Source organism: Candidatus Ruminimicrobiellum ovillum, assembly GCF_002392975.1.
Classification (GTDB): Bacteria; Elusimicrobiota; Endomicrobiia; order Endomicrobiales; family Endomicrobiaceae; genus Ruminimicrobiellum; species Ruminimicrobiellum ovillum.
In genome coordinates this window covers 40,245-62,847 of record NZ_DGIC01000002.1, presented here as the reverse complement: position 1 = coordinate 62,847, position 22,603 = coordinate 40,245, and the positions used below count along the sequence as shown (strand labels likewise).

Genomic DNA, 22,603 nt, shown 5'->3' with positions numbered 1-22,603 from the left:
TCAAGGGAGGTTTGCTATTTGAAATTTACTATTTAAAAATCTTTTTAAATATCTTTCTAAATACTTTAACGACTAAAGGTTGTTCGTTGAGGAGTTTGGGGATTAGTTTGTTTAATTTTTCGGAGAGAATATTGATGTAAAAAAAGCAAAACAAAGAATAACTTGTTTTGCTTTTTCTTGATAGTGATAATATTTAATTATTTATTATTGTTTTTTACAAAATTTAGAATTCTTTCGTAGTATTCAATATAATCAACTAAGGATTTAAAAAATCGATTTATTAGCTTAATAAATCGATAATAATTTGATTTGTCCTACTGATATAATCTTCATCTACTATTTTATCATTTGTTATATTTTTATATTCTGATAATAAATGTTTAATAAATATAGTTTTGTCTTGAGTATTATTAAAAAAGTGTTCCTTTATTGCACTTATTTTGTCTTTTTTTATATAGATTAAATCTTTAATATTTAAAGTATTATAATCTATCTCTGCATATCCGTAGTTTATTTTTATTAAATTATAAAACATATCAAAGTATTTTTTGAACGAATTATCTTTAATAATATCAAAATAATCTTTTTTATATTTTTGTAATTTCATAGTTAAATCTTTTACAAACAGTTCATCTGTAATAAGATTTTTTATAATACAATAATTTACAACATTTAATAATTCTAATAATTCATCATTAAATCTATACGAAAAATTTATCCTCTTTTTATCTAATTGCAATTTTATATTAATTAGGTCCAATAATTCTTCTTCTATAACTTCCACGATTTTTAATTCTATTATTTTAAGAAGAAAATGAATATAAACATCAATATTTTGTTTTATCGTATCAATTATTCTTATCAAAACTTCATAAATATCTCTATTGTTTTGTAAAAATCTATATATGCTTAAAATAAACAACAATTTTATATATTTATCTTCTATTTTATTAATTTTATCTAATAAAAGATTTTCATATTTGAGCTTATAAGTAATATTAGATTCCATCATTAACAAATTTATATTATTAATAAAGCCTTCTATCAAATAATGTTCACTTTTTGAATATTTAAAAGTCTGGCTATTATCAACAATTAAAGAAAATAATTGTTCCAAAATTTCACAATCAAATTTATAATGACTTTTGTTAAAACTATTCACCATAAAATATCTTATTTGTTCATATAGATAAATATTGTTATAAAATCCCAAATATTCAACAATTTTTTTCAATATAAAATTTGCCATATTAGTATCAATATTTATTTTTGAAAATAATATTAAAAATTTATTTATTTTTTCAGTAAAAATATCATTATCAATACTGCTTTTATTTTCAATACAATAATTAATTATATTATTGAAAGAATCTATGAACTTTTGTTGATTTTTTATTTTTAAAGTATTATAGAAATCTCTTATAGCATTAATATTACAATTTTCAATTATATAGAAAAAATCTTTATATATAAAAGAATCTATACTACAAGATGAATAATTATCTTTACATTCCTCATATTGTTTCTTTTTCTCTATGGATGTCAAATAACTAATCATTAAACCATTTATTGTTTTCTCATATATCTGTTTAACATTTAAATAAAAATCAAAAATAAAAAAATTATCGAAAATAAAATGATGGAGATCTTCATTTATGTTTATTAATTTAGAAATGAAATCAACTGAGGATCCGCCAAGATATCTTTTTTGAGTATGTGTATATATTTTTTGAATTTCATCTGTACATTTATAAATTTTATTATCAATGTTTCTTAAGAAATCAAAGTTTACTATATTCCAAACAATATCTTTTATATCCGGAGAAAGGAGATTATCTACTAACTCATTAATATTAGTTTTTTTATAAGAAAATTTATTATCCATTAAAAGACTTAAATTATTTTTACTAAATTCAGCTAATATATAAATAATATAATTCCCTTTATTGAAAGCTTCTGTAGAAATTCTTTTTAATTCTTCAAAAGATTCCTTAAAATTTCCAAGTTTAAAATATAAAAAAGATTTTTTAAAAACAGAAACACTGTTAGAATATTCAGCATTTAAATTATGTATCTCTTTATTTATTTCATTATAATTATAAAATTCAAGTAAAGAATTAATTTTTTCGTTAGATTCATCTATTTTTAATCTTTCGAATATGTATTTTACTTTATTTGTTTCATTCTCTAACAATTTAGTTCTTTGTATTAAATTTGCTCTTACTTCTCCTATATCCTTTTTGGAATCTTCTAACAAACAATTATTTTTATATAAATTTTTATAATTTTCATAAGGCAAATCATCATAAACTAATGATATTTTTAAGCGAAAATCATCCACTTGTTTTTTTATATCATCTTTCAAATATAATGACGGTTCTTTTAAATATTCTCTTATTTCACATTTAAAAATTTTTTCTAAAATAAAATCAGGAAGAAATTTAAAACATTCTAATTCCTTTAATTTTTTATACCAAGTATCAATATAAACATTATTATTACTTGAAATTTCTTTATGTAAAATATAATACAATGTTTTATATAAGTTATCTCCTATAAGACTTAAAGACATAGTTTGATTTATTAAATTTTCTGCTCTATTTTTATTATGCTCATAATTACTATCATTTTTTATAAGAGCATCTATATCTCTTGCTATTTCTTTGTAATAAATAGTATTTATTCCCATTTTTTTTAAATAATCAAATCTCATTCTTTGCTTTTGTTTGTCAACTAGGGAATAATCATCAACATTTATTAAATACGCTGGTTGCTGATTATTACCTAAAATATCTTTTATCCACTGAAATATTTTTCTCACATTCATATCGTCAGCAGAAAAGCCAACAAAAAGTATAGTATTAGTAGCTATCAAACCTTTAACATAAGTTTCTATTAATTTAAAATTTCTTGAATAGTTATCATAATCTTCTTCTTTTAAAACTATATTTTTATTTAAAAATTCACCATGCATTTTAATAATAAAATTATTATTTGGTGCATTTGATAGATCTTCATTGCAAGAAATTTTGCAATAAGATTTTTTTAATTTCTTACATGTTTTTTCAAGTAAATCATCATAATTTGTAGTTATTATATGTTTAGGATTTAATTGTAATATCAGATAATCTATTATATTCGGATTTATTTCTTTTGAAAAGACATCTTTTATTTTATCAAAATATTCCTTTAATCCTCTCTCATTGAAATAATATTGAGGAATTTTTAAATATTCATCTGCTGAAAAATTTAGACTATTGTTTAATTCATTTATTTCATTCTCTGAAAGTTTAGATTTTAAATTCTCTGGAATATTAATATTTTTTTCCATACCAATTTCTTTAGCAAGAATTTTAACTAATTCACTCCAACTTGGCAACCCTGAATTTTGAGAAACACCTGCACCAACAAAAATTATCAATTTGTTATGTTCAATTGATTCTTGTATTTTTTTTATACTTGTTAATGTAAAATCTTTTAAATTCATATTTATTATTTTATCAAATTCACAGGAGATTTACTATTTGGATATTTTCAAAATAAAATTTTTGAGAAGGGTTGGGATTAGTTTTTCCCCATCGAAAGTTAATCTATTTTTTTTATATTCAACATTTTTATATACAAATTATTCAAAGGTATTCTAATCAAATCTTTCTCATAAGAATTTAGAGCTAACATCCAAGAAAAACAGCTATATATTGAAACAAAAATAATGCCATGCGCCAAGAAACTTATCCATGTATTTGTTAATGGATATATTTTCCATAATAAAATTGCAACAATGAATGATACTATAGCTGAACCAAATATATTTATTAAATTTTTCCAAAAGAATTTAATATTCAAACCTATCTTATTATAATACCAGTTAATTATAACTCCAGGCCCTAATAAAAGGCAAAACATCGTCGAAAAAGCACAACCTATCTCTCCATATTTTTTAGCAAGAACAATAGATAATAAAATGTTTAATATAGCCATAACAACATACACATAAGCCCTAAAGGGATGTTTGTTTAATGCTTGTAATATAGAATTTCCAACAGATTGAGTAACATCGACGATATATCCAAATATAATTAATAAACTGACAAAGTAACAAACTTCATACCCACCATCATTTCCAATCCACAATATAAAAAACACTTTTCCCAACAAAACAAAGCCTAAAAAGAAAAGTAAAACTATATTAAACTGCAATCTTCCTAATTTACAAAAAATTTTATCTATTTCAGTTAAATCTTTATTACTTGCTATTATTGCTGATATTTTCGGCAAAAAGACACTACCTACTGTTACTGGTAAAGTATTTGTAAATATTGCAACTTGCATTGCTATAGCATAATTTGCAACAGCTAAACTCCCAGATACTGCACCCAAAATCAAATGGCCAACCCTCCAATAAACTTGATCCATTATAGAATGTAAAAAGATAAAAAAAGAAAATTTCGTTAGAGATTTTACTAATTGTTTATTCTTCAAATTTATATAAAATCTTATTTTTAATTTATATCGGCAATAAAGATAATTTATAATAACTACTGTTACAATAAAGAAACTTTGAACCAAAACTACATTTAAAGCTGAAGCTTCATATGATAAAATAGCCCATACAACAAAGGGTTGAAAAACTACCTTTATTAAATTTATACTCTTTATAAAAATAAATCTCTCATAGGAATTTATTACTGCAATAAAAATATTTGCAGGAATAATTATTGTAAAATTAAACAACATCACAACAAATATTTTTTTAGCTAGAACAAGATCTTCCACAGTAAGGGTATTAGAATATACTGGAGAAATACAGAAATAAAATATTGTACCTATAACTAATATAATACAAGCTATTATTAGATATAATGTGTAAGATGTAGATATAATATCATTGGATTTTTTTGTATCACCTATTGCCATTGCCTGCGAAAGGTATCTGGTAGTTGTTCCTGCAAGGCCAAAATCCATAATTGAAAGATATGCAACAATAGATCCCATTAATTGATATATTCCATATTGTCCTTTAGTTAAAAAATGTAGCAACATTGGAATATAAATTAACATTACAATGCTATTTGCTAATATAGATAAATAAGATAGTATAACACCTGCTTTTCGTTGATTCATAATAGAAACGATTAATATATTTATTTTTTATATATTTTGTATAAAAATGTAAAAACTTTTTTACCTAAAAATTTTATTAATAAAGCTCTAATTATAATTTTGATTTTTTGTTTTTTTGAAACCCAAGATGCCATATACCAATGAACACTAAAAGCTTGTTTCGTAATTATAGGAAAATTAACTTCATTTCTTGGACAAAAAAAATCTGTTGGAAAAATTTCAATATTCTCTAAATTTTGTCTTGTATTATTTTGCTTTAACCTATAATTGTTTCTCAAAAACTGTGTTTGGATTATAGGAGATGGTATAAATATTTTATTTTGTTCAAATTCTTTTATTTTATCAACATCAAAATATTTTTTAGTTTCTTCATCTAAATCAAAAGTTAAAGTCTCATATTGATCTAACATTTCTTTTATTAAATTATTCCCTTTTTCCGCACCAAAGCCCAAACCAAATGCAACAAAATATTTTGATTCAAATCCGCAAAAGGCTGGATATTTAAGAAACTCATCAAAAGGTTTTAATACTTCAACATCAGTATCTAAATATATTCCTCCGTGATTATATATAATATCTAGTCTCGCATAATCTGTAACAAAAGCCCATTTTTTTTGTGTATAAGCATCTTTCATGAATTCATTTTTTTTAAAATCATAATTATCTTCATTCCATAATTTTATTTCATAATCTGGCATTATTTTTTCCCAACTTGCAATACATTTTTGAGCAAGTTTAGGTAAAGATTTATTTCCTATCCAACAGTAATGTATTATTTTGGGTATCATTTCTTAACCTCTATCTAACGATATTTCTTTTTAACAAAAAACAGGTTTGTATTTACCTATCAAGAAACTAGATGGTAAAAAAAACATTCCACTAACCACACCACAAAGACAAAGGAAAAAGAATATAGACAAAATAATCTTTATGGCTTTGTCGTTAGATACTAATTTCAGAGACATTGGAATTATAAAAACATATACAGAAACAAAATAAAGAGCAACTCTATTAGTACCATTTTTTGATGATATAGCATAGAATAAAATTCCTAAAAGTAAAATATACAAATAAAAAGTCAGTTCTTTAAATTGCTGCACTGATAATTTATATGCATTTTTTTTATATATAAACAGAGAAAATCCAAAAATAAGAGATGTTACTATCGTATAAATATAACTACCAAGTACATTTTGTCTTAAATCTGTTAAATAACTATAGTAAGAATTAACTGTGTTGTCTAATAAAAAAATAAAAATACTATCACTAAAAATAAAAATCAATATAAAAATTGGTAAAAATAACATCAAATTACGAATAGACAATCTTATTTTTGTTGAAACAAAATATAAAAGAAATATAATTAACAAAAATATTGCAGATAAATGAAATGTAGATGATAACAATATTAAAATGGAAGCAAATATAAATTTTTTATTTGCTATAAAATAATATGATAACAATATAATTCCAATTGCTATTGATTGTCTTATATTACCAACAGCAGTATTCATTCCATTAAAAACACACCAAACAATAACAGATAATAGTTTGTTTGTATCATGTTGTTTGATAAAGATAAATATTGGTAGACAGGATAAAAAAGCACAAGAAGATAGGAATAAAATTCTATTGTCACCAAATAACATATATATAAATTTATTGAATAAAAAATATCCTATTTCAAAATCAAACATATTAAAATATTCAGTTCCAATTATTTTATATGCCATTACATAGGTATATGTATCTGGAGAAGTAACATCTGCTCTAAAACCTATAAATAGAACACACAAAATAAAAGATACTAACAAAAAAACATTATCTTTCTTATTTTTAGAGATATTACATAAAGAAATAAAAAAATATGCTAAACAAATTAAAACCAACAAACAAATAAAATAAAACATTATTATTCCTAAATAAAAAGTTAATTAGTCCCTATATATAAACTTTGATACTTTTTACTCATTAATTTCGCTGAAAATTTATTTTGTATTAAATTAACTGCATTTTTTGAATATAAATTATACTCTACATTTAAGATTTCGCTGATTTTGTTTTTCAAATCTTCAACATCTTGAGTTTTAAAAAAAATTCCATTGTCTTTTGTTTTTTCTAATATATATTTATGTTGAGAAATATCCGACAATATGCAGGGTAATCCGCATGAAAGAGCTTCCAAGACTCCATTTGGAAGTCCTTCCGACAATGAGGTTGTTATATAATAATCACTTGCTTGCAAATACTCTTTCATATTATTAACATATCCTGTAAATAAAACATTGCTATAATCTGCAAGTTTTTCTTTACATATTTCAAACAAATTACCTCTTGCTCCACAACAAACAAAAAACAGATTTTTGTTTTTTATTTGTTTGATAACTTCAATTAATGTTATTGGAGATTTAACATCTATAAAAGAAGCACCCCAAATAAATATTTTTTTATCAATTGGCAAATTTAATTTCAATCTTAGTTCTGTTTTGTTGTCTATAGGTTTAAAATAATCAGTATCAATACCATTATCTATAAAATCAAAATTAATTTTTGAATATTTTTTGTTTAGTTTTTTTGATAATAATTCAGATACTGTTATTCTCTTGTTAAACTTCCTAATTATATATTTTTGCAAAACAACCATTATCTTACCAACAATAAATTTATATCTTAAAATATACTCAACAGGAAAATCGCAATGAATAGTGGCTATTTTTTTATATTTCTTCTTTATAAAAAAACCCACCAATAACATATCTCTAAAACTACTACAATGTATTACGTTTGGATTTATCTTTTCTATTATTTTTTTTAATTGAAAACCGCCAAACAAAAAACCTTTTATTCTATTTAAATTTAATTGAATAATCTCAATATTTAGATTTTGAAAATCTTTTATCATTGTATCTTGCGGTTCTTTGGATAATGTTATGATTATCGGTTTGTATTTTGTTAAATCTAAATTTTTAACTATATTATATAAAACAACAACCGGTCCGGATTTCCTTAATGTTGATATGGAATAAACTATTGTTTTCATCTTGCAACCCTGTGATACACAAATCTTAATTTTTGTTTTAAATTATTCGGTAAAATTTGTTTTATTTTAAAAATAACTTTCTTTTTTAAAGATAAAGAGTTTATATATGCTTTCACAATATCACTTATATTCTTGCCTTGTTTTACTAAATTAAAAAGTTTAGTTCTTATATTTTTATTTATTGAATATTGTTTAAATGCCGATTGAGCTTTAAAACAAATATTATGTTTCTGTTCTAATAAAGATATTTTGTTGCTTTGCTTTAATGACTCTATAATTTCTTTACCTTTATTTGTTATTTGTATTAGAGTTGATATTCCATCTTCTCTATTATCAAAAGTTGAGCCCCAAAAATCACCTATTCTTATGTCTGCAAAATCAAAAGAACCTTTTGCATTACAGCTATAACAACTATCGTTTAATAATAAATTACTAAAAAACAATGTATAAAACGGATTTTTACTTTCTTTTATAAATAAGTTGTTTAACTTCATTGTATAACTATGCCAACCATACTTTTTGTTCCTAAAGTTTATACTGTTTATTATTTCTATATTCCCTTCTTTTTTTATATACTCTAAAAACTTATTCCACATTAAATACGTAGGAACACCATGGCAAAAAAAATCTATCAGTATTAATCTATCTCTACAATTGTTTTGTTTGGCAACTAAATTTAAACCTGCTATTTGGCAAGGTGTTCCAAATACAATAAAATTATCTTTACTATTTATTATTTCATCAAAAGTTTTTGAACAATCACTTTGTAAATATTTTGAACCTTTTAATAATTCCAAATCATTAAAGTTATCAGCTATAACTGTTTTTACTTTTTGTTCTGCACAATCGTAAACAACACCTGCTATTTTATAACCATTGTTTAAACCATATTTTGCAATTTCAAAAGCTATTCCACCAGAACTGCAACTTTGTTGTGTAGAAATATCTAAACTCCAACTTGCATATAAAGGTAAATCTTCAAATTTATTTATGGAAGGATTATCAATAAATTTAGGGCAAACTTTTAAACATTTACCGCAATCAATACATTTTTGTTTATCTAATGTTGCATTATAAAAACCATCTTTTGATAATTCTATTTTTATCGCATTTACAGGACATATAGTATAACAAGCTGAACAGCCGGAACATGGCAAATTATTTTCTATACAATTAGCCATTTTGTAAAACCTTCCGTAAATATTCTGTTGCTTTTTGTCTTTCTTGTTCTATTAAAGAATTTACATTTGTCCAATCAAAGTTTTGTGTTAATATATTTTGTAAATTATTCCAGTTATCAAGTTTTGCTTGTGAAACATTAAATTGATTTAAAAGAAAAGATATTTTATTTACATTTGAACTTCTAACAAAACAAGCAAACGATTTGTTGGTTAATATTGATAATACACTACCATGAAAAGTATCTGTTACAACTGCTTGTGCATTTTTAAATAAACTTATCAATTCTATAGGATTAACATTTATGTTTTCATCTACCCAATCGTGATAAAAGCCCGGAGAAACTATTTTTAAATTATTTTCTTTTGCATACTTTTTAATACATTCATATTCTTTTTCGTCATTTAATCTGTTATCATAAGCATATACAAGTAAATATTTCTCTTTAGGAATTTTGTTACAATTTAATTTTTGTTCTTCTTTATAACCATATAAAAAAACAGGATCACATAAGACAGGAATATTTTTATTTAAAATTTGTTTAACTGTTTGTGCAGAAGATAAATCTCTTGTTGAAAGATAATTAAATTTTCTCAAACCTGATTTTATGAGTTCATAACAGCCATGCTTTTTTATTTCGTCAACATTTGTTTGTCCAAATACCGGAGCATAAGCAAAAATCAAAGGTGTGGTAATCGTATGGGAATACATCATTATATTTATTCCGGTTTCCAATGACCAAACTTCGTCACTACCGATACAAACGGCATCTAATTCTTTTTGGTTAGGATATAGTGGCAAAAAATTATAATTTGATTTTTTAAAATTATTTAATATTTTATGTTTTTTTACATTGAATTTTGTTTTTTTTACTCCTTGTTTCTTTAAATATTTCAAATAAAAAGGTATAGATTTAAAAGATATGTTATATTTATTTGAAAGTTGTTTATCTATAAAATCAAAATTTTTATTGTATGTAAGAATATAAGGAGTATGCCCTAAACTTTTTAAAGTGTTATATAGCCCGTGCATCTGTAAAATCGCACCATGATTATGTACTTGATAATGAGTTAATATTCCTATTTTCATCTCAAAACCTTCTTATAAAATAATGTTCTTATATTGTTCGGCATTAAAACTTGTGTAATAAACCTAACAGAAATATTAAACAAATAATACGGATAACTGATTATTTTCATTTTTAACATTTGCTTTGAAACTTCTTTGTTACTTTTAAAATATTTATAACTTCCTCTTCTGGCAAACATATTTTTATCCGTTCTAAAATTCAATAATATTTCCGGAATATTTTTCATTTGATAATTTGCTTTAACAAGTCTTGCCCAAAGGTAATAATCTTCCATTTGATAAAAAGTTTGATAATTCCCCACTTTTAAAATATCTTCTTTTTTAAACATTACCGTAGGATGATTAAAAGGTGACCTTGTTTTAATATATTGTTTTATTTTATTGTCGAGTAAAGGAACTTTTCTCATTGATGTTTTTTCGTTAGTTTGAGAATCAAATTCTTGTATATACCCACCAACTATTGTTAAATTCGGATTATTTTCAAATTCTTTTAGTTGTATTTCAAACCTGTTAGGCAAACTTATATCATCACTATCCATTCTTGCAACTAACGGATACTTACATTTTAAAAGACCTTGTTGTAATGCTATTCCAAGACCTGAATTTTTCTCAAGTCTTAATATATCTAAACTATCTTTGTATTCGGTTAAAACCTGTTCCAATTCGTTAGATATTTGTCCATCAACAACCAACACTATTTGATTAGGTTTTATGGTATTATTCAAGACACTATCAATAGCTTGTTTAAGCCATTGAGGATTATCTTTATGGTAAACGGACATTAAGACGGAAAAAGGCATTTAAATTTTTCTCCGAAAATTTTAGCTTAAAGCTTATAGCTTATGGCTTATAGTTTAACTACGAGATCCCGTATCAAGTACGGGATGACAGACAAAACAACAATGTATAATTTACAATGTACAATTAACTACAAACTACCAACAACTAAAACGACCTTTTCAACAACAAAAATTATCGTTATATTATACTAAATACGGCAGAAGATTGGAACAACAGTTTAGAGCTTATTAAAAAATTGCAGAGCAATTTTTGCTTATGGCTTAGAGCTGAGAGTTTAACTACGAGATCCCGTATCAAGTACGGGATGACAAACTGAACGACGGAAGATTAGAAGATTGGAAGAGTTGAGGATTGGAGGAAAATAGGAATTTTTATTTTCTATAGATTCTGAATCAAGTTCAGAATGACATGGCAAAACTATAAACTTTAAGCTATCAGCTATAAGCCAGTTTCTTTCTCGTTTTTTTATTGCTATAATATAGCACTTAAAAAAAGAGAAAGAACTTATGAGATTTTTATTTTTATTATTAGATTTTATAATTTTCTTTGTAACCGCAGCATTTATTACTACCATCCGTTCTTCAAGCGGTTCTTGGGATTTAATATATTTTTTAAGTAACTGTAAAGTTTTGATTCCGGTATTTATAGTGAATGTGATATTGTTATTGATTTTTTCTTTTTACGATTTAAGAAGATCTTACAAAAGACATTCAAATCGTTTTGTAGAACTTTCAACGGCATTTATAGTTTCTTTTGTAGTATCCTCAGCAGGTATATATTTCGGTTTAAACTTGTTTCATATACCAACACCCAAAACAAATTTATTATTGATTTTATTAATTTTTTGTTGTTATATTTTCTTATCGAGAAACTTATACAAACTTCTTCACTTTTCGCAAATAAAAGTAGTTTGTTTGGGTACAAGCAGAACTTTAAACAGACTTAGAGAAGTTTGGAAAAAAGTTCCAAACTTCAAAGTTGTTTATGATTTTAAAAAAGTTGAAGAAATTCCGCAAAGTTTGGATGTGAACGATATTGATTTTTTTGTAGTCTCCAACAACGTTTTAGAACAAGATAACAATACAGCAAAAATTATTTTTGACAATTTTGTTTCTAAAGGTATTATCTGTTTAACGGATTTGGCTTTATTTGAATATATATTTTCAAGGTTACCTAAAGAAACATTAAGAAATGCAAGTTGGCTTATAAAAGATATTGCCAACAAGCAAAAAAATTCGGTTTATCCTATTATAAAAAGAATTTTTGATATTTTGTTCGCTCTTTGTTTGTTACCTGTATTTTTGCCTTTAGGTGTAATTATTTATTTCTTAATTCTTTTTATAGATAAACAAAATCCGATATTCTTCCAGGAAAGAGTCGGTATTGGCGGTAAAGCTATACAGATATGTAAATTCAGGACAATGATTATCGGAACGGAAACACCTACGAAAGTAGGTAAAGTTTTAAGAAAGTTCAGGTTGGACGAAATTCCGCAACTTATAAACATTTTAGACGGTAACATTTCCGTTGTTGGACCAAGACCTATATGGATGAAAGAGTATGAATTTTTAAAAGAATATATTCCTGCACATTCTTTAAGAAATGTTGTAAAGCCGGGACTAACCGGATGGTCGCAACTAAATTTTAAAGCCCCTCCTGTATATGTTGTATTAGACACTCCGAAATTTGAAAATGATTTTCAAAAAAATGTGTATTTCAGAGATGCTTTCGTTAGACTTGCCTACGATGTTTGGTATGTAAAGAATGCTTCGTTTATGCTCGATTTGGAAATTATGTTAAAGACGGCAAAGAGAGCGTTTATTAGGGATAAAAAACTTTCAGAATAAAAATTTTTAAATTTGAGCGAAACGGATTTTTCTTTTAAGTTATAACTTCATATTTGTCTCCTTCGAGTACCAGCCACTTCGTTTTTCCTTCAGTACACTTCAGTCGTTAGTTGCTTCATTCTAACTAAAAATTTTAAGGTCTTTAACGGCAACGACGAGATCCCGTATCAAGTACGGGATGACAATTGGTGATATGCGGGATAACAATTGGTGATATGCGGGATGGCAGACGGGAACGGCGGAAGATTGGATGATTGGAGGTTTAGAGGGAAATTTGTATTAATTATTATCTTCTTTTATTATTGAATCAATATTATTTATTGCATACAACGGAATATCGTATAACTTACTATCATTTATTTTATAATCGGCTAATGATGTTCTAATAGATTTGTTTGGTAAATAATCTTTTATATATTGTTGTAAACTTTTTGCTTTAAGATTCTTCGTTGCTTTTACTTCAATAGGAACTATATAATCTTCAATTTGAACAATAAAATCTATTTCTGCAACATAAGATTTACTGGTCCAATAATATATTTCAGAAAAATTATTTTTCAATTGTTGTAAAACATATTGTTCGGTTAATGAACCTTTAAATTCCGTAAAAATATTGTTTCCGTCAATTATTGTTTTTGCACTTAAATTAGCTAATGCTCCTAAAATACCAACATCTAACACATAAAGTTTAAATACATCTATATCCTCATAAGCTTTTACAGGCAAATTAGGTTTTGATATTCTTGTAACCTTATATACTAATCCGCTGTCTCTAAGCCAGGCTAAAGCAATTTCAAAATCTTTTGCTCTTGCTCCGGATTTTATTGCATTATATATAAACTTTTTATTCTCTTTTGCTAATTGCGAAGAAATAGAATTCCACACCATTTTTATTCTTTCTGCCATATTTGAATCCGTATGTTTTGAAAAATCACTATTATAAGAAAGTATGATTTCATTTTGAATTTCTCTCACTTCTTTAAAATCTCTATTATTGATAAAAGCTTGAACTACTTCCGGCATTCCTCCCACATAATAATAATATTTCAAATAATCTATTAATTTTGAAGAAAATGTATTTGCTGTTTTTATATTACCTTCTATAAGAGTTTTTGCCAATAATTCTTCACCGTTTGCATTAAGAAATTCCATAAAATTTAATGGATATAAAGTCATAAAATTAACTTTACCTACAGGAAAACCTGTTCCTGAATGATGAGCTAAACCTAAAAGACTTCCTGCCACGATTATATGAAGTTCAGGTGCTTTTTCATAAAAATATTTTAAAGATGTAATCGCATCCGGACATTCCTGTATTTCATCAAAAATTATAAGAGTATCTTCTGACGTAATTTTAAGTTGAGCATCAATTTCTATTTTTGTTATAAGCTCCTTTATATTTGTATAATCTTTAAAAGCATTTTTAAGATTTTCATTTCTATCAAAAGTTATATAAACAGTTTTTTTATACTCTAATCTGCCAAACTCTTTCATTAACCAAGTTTTACCAACTTGCCTTGCTCCCTGCAATATTAAAGGTTTTCTTCTCTTGCTATTTTTCCATTGTATAAGTTTTTTTAATAAATATCTTTGCATTACTACCACCTGTTTACATTTTTTCTAACGAATATACACAGATATTATACACTTTTTCTAACGAAAATCAATACTTTTATTACATTTTTTGTAACAAGGAACGGCGGGACGGCAATCAGTAATTAGTAATTTAGGGTGTCTGCGGCACAGATTTTTAATGGATTCAGGATCAAGTACGGGATGACAATTGGTGACGTGCGGGATACGACAAATCTATTATAACGGCAAGATCCCGCATCAAGTACGGGATGACAACTACTAACTACGAGATAAAGGAATGCGTTAAGATTCTTTACCCAATAATTGCTTTAACACCACTTTTCTAAAAACATAAGTTCTCACTTTGTAAAATCCATCATTCCAAGAATATATAAACCTATGTTCTATTGGCTTAGTTGGATCTTCAAATTTAAAAGTTCCACCATAGTTTTTTTTGTAATCCGGTTCGCCATTTTTATCTAACTTGCTATATCTGTAAGCATGTACACAGGGATAACTTTCCATTTTTCCATTAATAGGTTCTGTATATACACCTGTTGCATATATAAAATATTTTGTGCGGATTGCAAGTCCGTCTCCTAAAAAGGTATCGCCTTCTCTTCCGTGTATTTGAAACAGTTTATAGGGATGAAAGTTATACATTTTCTCCCCTACCATATCTAATCCCAAATCAAAAATATTGTTAGCATATTTTCGATGTTCATTATAATAAGCAAACTGAGCATTTGCTATAGTTGTAATCGTAGGAATCATTTCTGAAGCTACCGCCTTTTCTACGGATATATCGTACGATAATTTTCCTACAATAGAAAGAATTGATACTATCGTAATCACAACCAACATTTCAAGAAGTGTAAAACCTTTATTATATTTTTTCATAAACATTAATCATCCATATGACTGTGCCAATTGCTTATAAGTGATTTTAGTGCCTTTTTAAAAACATAAATCTTTACTCTGTCACCAACAAAACGAACAGACCTATAATCCATTTTTTTAGTAGGATCTTCTATATTATATAAAGACACCCCAGGATTATACATATAATCGAGTACTCCGGTTGATTTAAATCTTTTGGTATATCTATAAGCATGAATATAAGGTTTATATTCTATTTCACCATTTCCGGTATTATCTTTTCTTTCTTCGAAAAGATAAGTCCCGTATATAAAATATTTTGTACGAATTCCATGCCCGTTACCCTTAAATCCGGTATTACTTGTTAACGGATGAAAATCATATTCTTTTACACCTTCCAAATCTAAATCTAAATCGAAAATACTGTCTGCATATCTACGATGCTCAACATAATAAGCAAGTTGAGCATTTTGTATAGCTATAACAGTAGGAACGAATTCCGAACATATTGCTTTTTCAACGGATATATCATACGATAACTTTCCCACTATAGAAAGGACTGATACTATTACGATTATAACCAACATTTCAAGAAGTGTAAAACCTCTATTATATCGCTTCATTTTTCCTCCTTAAGTTCTTCAGCGATATTATAAAAATTGAAATCAGATTTTTATAATATCAGAACTTCATTAAAATATTTATGCTTTCTTTATTTTAAACCTTTTTTCTAAATATTTACATACTGAAGAATTCAATCTATATATACTACTACCACTCATTTGTCCTACAGAAAAACTTACATCTAAGGTATCATAATTTATTCTATAACTAAAAGCATACCCGCCATTTCTATATGAGTCATCATTAAAACTAAAAGGATCACCTTCAATACATCTGGTAGCTCTTATCTCCAATTCCGTATTATCATTATCGCGATATTTACATTTTAGAGTATATACAAAATTTTTGGTTCTTACAGCAGATTTAAAAGTTGAAGAAAAATTTACATCGGAATCCGGGGTTATAGAGGAACCGGACAATGGTTCACCATCTATTTTCATAGGTAATTCCGCAAAAGAAAGACACCACTTTCTGTTTTCCAAACGATATGCTATCTCAGCATCAACTATTTGTCTTGACAACATAACTCCATCGGTTGCTATAGCCTTTTCTGATTGGTATGCCTGTATTCTTATGCTGAGAAGGCCAATAATAGCTACAATTACAAGTGTAATAAGAACTTCTACAAAAGAAATACCTTTTTTGTTCTTTAACATAAAAGCCTCTAATTAATTTATGAATTAGAATATATTTAGAATATACATTAATATCATACCACATCGAGTTTGTAACCGCAAGGTGTTTGCAGAAGATTAGAAACGACAGAAAGATAGTTTAATGGTTTAACGGCAACAGCAAAAACGACAATGTTATCATTATAATTTATTTAGAAAATCTGTTTATTAAATAATTAACAACTGCCTTTTCTAATATTGCATATACATTATACGATTTAGCTGTAAATGTATATAATTTAACTTTGTTGTTATTATTGTTACTGTTTTTTTCATATTCATAATCTACTTTTAAACACATACTATAACCATCTTCTTTACTTTGATCTATTTCATATTTATCAAAATAGTTTCGCACAGCATTTATTGATAGATATCTACCATCAGTACCACTTTCCTCTAATGAATAAATAAAATCTTTTGTTTTTATAATATCAGCTGAACCTTCTTTAAGTTCGCCTTCCAATGTAATAGGTAATTCCGCAAAAGAAAGGCACCACTTTCTGTTTTCCAAACGATATGCTATCTCGGCATCTATAATTTTTCTCATTAAATTAACACCGTCAACGGCAACAGCTTTTTCGGTATTGTAAGCATGAATTTTAAAAGAAACTACTGATAGAATAATAACAACAACAACGGTAATCAACAATTCCAAATAAGTTACACCTTTTTTGTTTTTTAACATAAAAACCTCATGTTATTTGGCAAATTAAACATCAGTATATAAATATCCTAATATATTGAATGCGTAAACCGCAAGGTGTTTTTGATTGAGAGCCGGAAAGGACAAAGACATCACTGCCAACAGCAAATTGAAAGAATCTGTTTCTTATACATACTCCGGATTGGATACAAGAGTCTTTAATATTTTTTTGAAAGTATAAATTTGACCTTTGCTACCGGAATACCTAGCTGTCCTCTTCTCCATTTTTTTAGTAGAATAATCAATATTATATAAAGATACTCCTGACAGATATTTAATTTCTCCATCTGAAGAATACTCGTATCTGTAAGCATTTATATAAGGTATAAATATTGCCCTTCTATTATCTCTATCATATTTTTTAGTAGAAAGCTCTGTTCCATATATAAAATATTTTGTACGAATTCCCTCTCCGTTACTAAAGAAAGATCTATTTAAATCATGCTCTTCTTCACCTCGGATATCTAACCCCAAATCAAAAATACTACTTGCATATCTCTGATTTTCAACATAATACGCAAGCTGTGCATTTTGTATGGCCGTAATGGTAGAAGAAAATTCGGAATATCTTGATTTTTCAACAGACATATCATACGAAAACTTTCCTACAATAGAAAGAATTGATACTACCGTAATCACAACTACCATTTCAAGGAGAGTAAAACCTTTATTATATTTTTTCATAAAAAGTATTTCCCTTATGTATATTTATAATTTTGACCATACTTCCTTTCTAAAAATTTATATATGGCTAAAGCTAACCACTTATGTGTACCTGTAGCATTACCGGTACCCAAGTCAAAGTGGAACCGTTTTCTAAACTCCGTATTCATATCCCAATACAATGTATATCCGCGATCCGCCTCTTCATCATATTTTTCACCCGGATAACATCTCTTAACTATTACTGCCATATTTGGATGTGTAGAACTTTCCGGTTGCACTACTGCATTATCTGCACCGGAAGAAGCCAATATAAACACAAAATCTTCTGTTCTTCTTGCTGTTTCCTTTGTTCGTCCATAACCCAATTCCGAATTATCCAGTTCAACACCTATTTCCATGGGCAACTCGTCAAAAGAAAAGCACCAATGTTTGTTTTCCAAACGATATGCTATCTCGGCATCAAGTATTTTTCTCATTAAATCAACAGCATGTATTACTCTCGATTTTTCTGCTTGATATGACTGTATCTGTATACTAAGAACGCCTAAAATAATTATAACCACACAAGCAATAAGAATTTCTACCAAGGAAAAACCTTTTTTGTTCTTTAACATAAAATCCTCAAATTATTTGGTAAATACCATACTAATATAATAATACATCAAGTATATAAATCGCAAGGTTTTTTATTATATCTGCTCGTATAAGCTTACCATTTCTATTGCGGTTAATGCAGCATCGGAACCTTTGTTTCCCGCTTTTGTTCCTGCTCTTTCTATTGCCTGTTCTATTGAATCCGTAGTTAATACTCCGAAAGATACGGGAACTTTGCTCGACATTCCAACCATAGCAACACCTTTAGATACTTCAGCGGATACATAATCAAAGTGCGGAGTTGCTCCTCTTATAACACAACCCAAGCAAATGATTGCATCGTATTTGCCCGAATCCGCCAATTTTTTTGCCACAGCGGAAATTTCAAATGCTCCGGGAACCCAAACCATAGTAATATCTTCGTCTTTTGTTCCGTGTCTTTTCAAAATGTCTACTGCTCCGGAAATAAGTTTGTTTGTTATAAACTCGTTAAATCTTGATACAACGATAGCAAACTTTTTACCTTCAGAATTTAATTGACCATTTATTGTTTTCATTTTTTCCTCCGAAAACTTATATAAGTTTTAATTTGTGACCCATTTTTTCTTTTTTTGTTTTCAAATATCTTTTGTTTACCGCATTCGGTTTCATTTCTATAGGAACTCTTTTTGTTATTTTTAACCCGTAACCGTCAAGACCTATAATTTTTTTAGGGTTGTTTGTCATAAGTTTTATGCTCGATATTCCAAGCTCACACAAAATTTGTGCACCTATACCGTAATCTCTTAAGTCGGGAGCAAAGCCTAAAGCAACATTTGCTTCAACAGTATCAAGTCCTTGTTCCTGCAACTTGTATGCTTTCAGTTTGTTTGCAAGTCCTATCCCCCTGCCTTCCTGATGCATATACAAAACTACACCTGTTCCTTCTTTTTCTATCATTTGCAATGCTGTTTCCAACTGTTCTCCGCAATCACATTTTAAGGAGTGAAAAATATCTCCTGTTTCGCAGGAAGAATGAACTCTTACCAAAACATTTTTTTTGCCTTTAACATCACCTTTTATTATTGCAAGATGAGTTTCTTTTGTTATCGTATCTTCAAACAAAGAAAGTTTAAATGTACCGAACTTTGTAGGAAAATTTACGGTAACAACTTCTTTTATTAATTTTTCGGTTTCTCTTCTGTACTTAATTAAATCTTGAACGGTAATAATCTTTAACTTATGTTTTTTTGCAAAGGATAAAAGATCTTTCATTCTTGCCATTGTACCGTCGTCTTTCATTATTTCACATATAACCGCACTGCCGTCAAGACCGGCAAGCAAGGACAAATCTACCGATGCTTCGGTATGACCTGCTCTAACCAAGACACCGCCTTCTTTATATCTTAAAGGAAATATATGTCCAGGATGAACAAAATCGGAAGCAACAGATTTTTTATCTGATAATGCTTTGATTGTTTTTGCTCTGTCGTATGCGGAAATACCTGTTGTTGTTCCTTTTTTGTAGTCGACGGATTCCGTAAAAGAACACGAATATTTATTGCTTACTACATTTTTTCTTTCCATAACATTTATTTCAAGTCTGTCCAAAGTTTTACCGTTAACCGGAGCACAAATTAAGCCTCTGGCATTTTTTGCCATAAAGTTTATTATTTGCGGTGTAACTTTTTGTGCGGCACAAACCAAATCCCCTTCATTTTCTCTTGAAGGATCGTCAACAACAATTACCATTTTCCCCGCTCTTATATCTTTTATCGCCGCTTCAACCGATGCAAAATTTTTATTTGTTTTCATTTTTATTACACTCCCAAAATATTCTAAATAAAGCCGTTTTCTTTAAGTAAATCTATTGTTATTTCTTTTTTATCGTCTTTCTTGCCAAATAACTTTTCTACATATTTTGCGAAAATATCTATTTCTATATTTACAATATCCCCTATTTTTCTTGTATGAAATATTGTTTTATTAAATGTTTCCGGTATCATTGTAACAGAAAAAACAGTTTCGTTATTTTCCGCTACGGTTAAACTTATACCGTCTATGGCAATAAATCCTTTATTTACGACATACTTTTTTATTTTTTCGTTAACCGCAAACGAAATAAAATAAAAGTTACCGCTCTTTTTTATATCAACTATTTTTGCAGATGTATCTATGTGTCCCGAAACAATGTGACCGCCGAGTCTTGTTTGTAATGTTAATGCTCTTTCCAAATTAACAACGGAATTCTTTTTAAGCAACGAAATATTTGTAATATCACTTGTTGTAGGACTGTAATCAAAAGAAAGATTTTTGTCGTTAATTTTTGTTACTGTTAAACATGCTCCATTAACGGCAATACTGTCACCTGTTTTAATATCGTCCAAACAAGTTTCTATTTCTATTTGTGAGTCTGTAATATTTGTTACTTTACCAATATCTTCTATTATTCCGGTAAACACGTTAAACTCCTAGCTTAGAAAAATGCTTCGCATTTTTGCTTATAGCTTATAGTTTATGGTTTATAGTTTAACAACAACGGCGAGATCCCGCATCAAGTGCGGGATGACAACTACAAACTACCAACTACAAGCTTAGTTATTTTCGCTTTGCGGAAATAACGACATCCGTACCAAATTTTTTAACTTCTACTTTCTTAAATTTCAAGGAATCTTTTATATATTTTACTCCGTCGCCTTCAACGAAAGTTTTTGCCGTTCTTCCTCCTACTATTATAGGAGCAACAAACAATAAAATTTCATCCGCTTTACCTGTTTTTAAAACGGATGCATTTATTTCCCCGCCACCTTCAATCATAATTCTTTTTAAAGCCATCTTGTTTAATTTTTCTATTACTACATTAAAATCTTTTTTTGCTTTCTTAAAATTTATTGCAACCAATTTTATGCAATCTTTATTAAAATGTTTCGGAATTTTTTTTATATTTTCGTCGTACAAAATAATTGTAGGTATTGTTCCGTCAACAACATTGTAGTTTGAAGGAATTTTTAATTTTTCATCCAAAACCACTCTTATAGGATTTTTACCGTAACCTCTTGCAGATAACATCGGATTATCTTTTAATACTGTATTTGTACCAACTAATATTGCATCAAACTGCGTTCTTAACTTATGTGAAAATTTTCTTGATTGTTCGTTGGATATCCATTTCGAATCGCCGGTAGACGCTGCAATTTTTCCGTCCAACGAAACCGCTGATTTTACAAGGATATACGGTTTAGCTTTTCTTATACGATTGATATATTCTTTATTTAATTGTATTGCTTGTTTTTCCAACACACCGTTAATTACAGTTATTCCCGCGGATTTTAATTTCTTAAAACTTTTCCCGCCGGTTAAGGGATTCGGATCTTTCATGGCACAAACAACTGTTTTTATTTTTGATTTTATTATTAAATCTACACAAGGAGGACATTTCCCCCAATTGTTGCACGGTTCCAAGTTAACATATAATGCAGCACCTTCAACATTTACAGGTGAAGTTTTTATTGCTTGTGCTTCGGCATGATCCGCACCGAAATATTTATGATAACCTTTTGAAATTATTTTGCCGTCTTTAACAAGTATTGCTCCCACCATAGGATTGGGAAACACATATCCGTCTCCTTTTTTTGCCAAGGACAATACCAATTGCATATATTTTTTATGTTCTTGTAATTTGTTCATAAAATAAAAAACCCCGAAAATATAAAATAATTTTTCGGGAACGGCTAAAAAGCATATTGCATCTTCTCTCATCCGGACTACATGAAACAATGATTTTAACTGCGAGATCCCGCATCAAGTGCGGGATGACAAACTTATT

Annotated in this window: 20 protein-coding genes; 1 reads left to right on the top strand and 19 read right to left on the bottom strand. The window is 27.4% G+C overall.

All coding sequences use genetic code 11. The annotated features are described in order from the left end of the window. Positions 1–280 precede the first annotated feature (280 nt). The 8 genes from B2Y85_RS00395 to B2Y85_RS00360 all read right to left on the bottom strand — a co-directional run bounded on the left by B2Y85_RS00395 (position 281) and on the right by B2Y85_RS00360 (position 11,232). On the bottom strand, positions 281–3,487 hold the full coding sequence (locus tag B2Y85_RS00395; protein WP_372518489.1) for an SIR2 family protein: 3,207 nt from the start codon (positions 3,485–3,487) through the stop codon (positions 281–283). 98 nt (positions 3,488–3,585) lie between these two features. Continuing rightward, on the bottom strand, positions 3,586–5,124 hold the full coding sequence (locus tag B2Y85_RS00390; protein ID WP_372518488.1) for an oligosaccharide flippase family protein: 1,539 nt from the start codon (positions 5,122–5,124) through the stop codon (positions 3,586–3,588). Positions 5,125–5,144: 20 nt separating this feature from the next. Beyond that, positions 5,145–5,912: a glycosyltransferase family 32 protein gene (locus B2Y85_RS00385; RefSeq protein ID WP_372518487.1), complete on the bottom strand. Its 768-nt coding sequence runs from the start codon at positions 5,910–5,912 to the stop codon at positions 5,145–5,147. A 30-nt stretch (positions 5,913–5,942) separates the two neighbouring features. Continuing rightward, positions 5,943–7,034 (bottom strand): EpsG family protein, encoded by a 1,092-nt coding sequence (locus B2Y85_RS00380; protein ID WP_372518486.1) that lies wholly within the window; start codon positions 7,032–7,034, stop codon positions 5,943–5,945. A 20-nt stretch (positions 7,035–7,054) separates the two neighbouring features. Then, entirely contained in the window at positions 7,055–8,164 is a 1,110-nt protein-coding gene (locus tag B2Y85_RS00375; RefSeq protein ID WP_372518485.1) for a glycosyltransferase family 4 protein, read from the bottom strand. Beyond that, positions 8,161–9,345 carry a Coenzyme F420 hydrogenase/dehydrogenase, beta subunit C-terminal domain gene (locus B2Y85_RS00370; protein ID WP_372518484.1) on the bottom strand — a complete coding sequence of 395 codons (1,185 nt, stop codon included), beginning with the start codon at positions 9,343–9,345 and terminating at the stop codon, positions 8,161–8,163. The genes B2Y85_RS00375 and B2Y85_RS00370 overlap by 4 nt, the downstream gene beginning before the upstream one ends. Beyond that, positions 9,338–10,432, bottom strand: a complete 1,095-nt coding sequence (locus tag B2Y85_RS00365) for a polysaccharide pyruvyl transferase family protein (RefSeq protein WP_372518483.1) — start codon at positions 10,430–10,432, stop codon at positions 9,338–9,340. Before B2Y85_RS00365 ends, B2Y85_RS00370 begins: the two co-directional genes overlap by 8 nt. Then, positions 10,429–11,232 carry a glycosyltransferase gene (locus tag B2Y85_RS00360; protein WP_372518481.1) on the bottom strand — a complete coding sequence of 268 codons (804 nt, stop codon included), beginning with the start codon at positions 11,230–11,232 and terminating at the stop codon, positions 10,429–10,431. The genes B2Y85_RS00365 and B2Y85_RS00360 overlap by 4 nt, the downstream gene beginning before the upstream one ends. A gap of 507 nt (positions 11,233–11,739) precedes the next feature. On the opposite strand from B2Y85_RS00360, the gene B2Y85_RS00355 reads away from it, so the two are divergent. Continuing rightward, on the top strand, positions 11,740–13,080 hold the full coding sequence (locus B2Y85_RS00355) for a sugar transferase (RefSeq protein WP_372518480.1): 1,341 nt from the start codon (positions 11,740–11,742) through the stop codon (positions 13,078–13,080). A 279-nt stretch (positions 13,081–13,359) separates the two neighbouring features. Here the strand turns inward: B2Y85_RS00355 and B2Y85_RS00350 are convergent, their stop codons facing one another. The 11 genes from B2Y85_RS00350 to ribD form a co-directional block, all read right to left on the bottom strand. Then, positions 13,360–14,676 (bottom strand): ATP-binding protein, encoded by a 1,317-nt coding sequence (locus tag B2Y85_RS00350; RefSeq protein ID WP_372518479.1) that lies wholly within the window; start codon positions 14,674–14,676, stop codon positions 13,360–13,362. A gap of 282 nt (positions 14,677–14,958) precedes the next feature. Further along, entirely contained in the window at positions 14,959–15,555 is a 597-nt protein-coding gene (locus tag B2Y85_RS00345; protein ID WP_372518478.1) for a type IV pilin protein, read from the bottom strand. Between the two features lie 5 nt (positions 15,556–15,560). Then, positions 15,561–16,157, bottom strand: coding sequence for a type IV pilin protein (locus tag B2Y85_RS00340; RefSeq protein ID WP_372518477.1), 597 nt, complete (start codon positions 16,155–16,157; stop codon positions 15,561–15,563). A gap of 78 nt (positions 16,158–16,235) precedes the next feature. Continuing rightward, positions 16,236–16,814 (bottom strand): type II secretion system protein, encoded by a 579-nt coding sequence (locus B2Y85_RS00335; RefSeq protein ID WP_372518476.1) that lies wholly within the window; start codon positions 16,812–16,814, stop codon positions 16,236–16,238. 166 nt (positions 16,815–16,980) lie between these two features. Further along, entirely contained in the window at positions 16,981–17,520 is a 540-nt protein-coding gene (locus B2Y85_RS00330; RefSeq protein WP_372518475.1) for a hypothetical protein, read from the bottom strand. Between the two features lie 144 nt (positions 17,521–17,664). Further along, positions 17,665–18,222, bottom strand: coding sequence for a type IV pilin protein (locus tag B2Y85_RS00325; protein WP_372518474.1), 558 nt, complete (start codon positions 18,220–18,222; stop codon positions 17,665–17,667). A 14-nt stretch (positions 18,223–18,236) separates the two neighbouring features. Next, complete coding sequence (locus B2Y85_RS00320) at positions 18,237–18,818, bottom strand: type IV pilin protein (RefSeq protein ID WP_372518473.1); 582 nt, start codon at positions 18,816–18,818, stop codon at positions 18,237–18,239. Positions 18,819–18,893: 75 nt separating this feature from the next. Then, positions 18,894–19,355, bottom strand: a complete 462-nt coding sequence (gene ribE / locus B2Y85_RS00315; protein ID WP_372518472.1) for a 6,7-dimethyl-8-ribityllumazine synthase — start codon at positions 19,353–19,355, stop codon at positions 18,894–18,896. A gap of 16 nt (positions 19,356–19,371) precedes the next feature. After that, on the bottom strand, positions 19,372–20,592 hold the full coding sequence (locus B2Y85_RS00310) for a bifunctional 3,4-dihydroxy-2-butanone-4-phosphate synthase/GTP cyclohydrolase II (protein WP_372518471.1): 1,221 nt from the start codon (positions 20,590–20,592) through the stop codon (positions 19,372–19,374). 23 nt (positions 20,593–20,615) lie between these two features. Further along, positions 20,616–21,239 carry a riboflavin synthase gene (locus B2Y85_RS00305; RefSeq protein ID WP_372518470.1) on the bottom strand — a complete coding sequence of 208 codons (624 nt, stop codon included), beginning with the start codon at positions 21,237–21,239 and terminating at the stop codon, positions 20,616–20,618. Between the two features lie 136 nt (positions 21,240–21,375). After that, on the bottom strand, positions 21,376–22,464 hold the full coding sequence (gene ribD, locus B2Y85_RS00300) for a bifunctional diaminohydroxyphosphoribosylaminopyrimidine deaminase/5-amino-6-(5-phosphoribosylamino)uracil reductase RibD (RefSeq protein WP_372518469.1): 1,089 nt from the start codon (positions 22,462–22,464) through the stop codon (positions 21,376–21,378). Between the last annotated feature and the right edge of the window lie 139 nt (positions 22,465–22,603).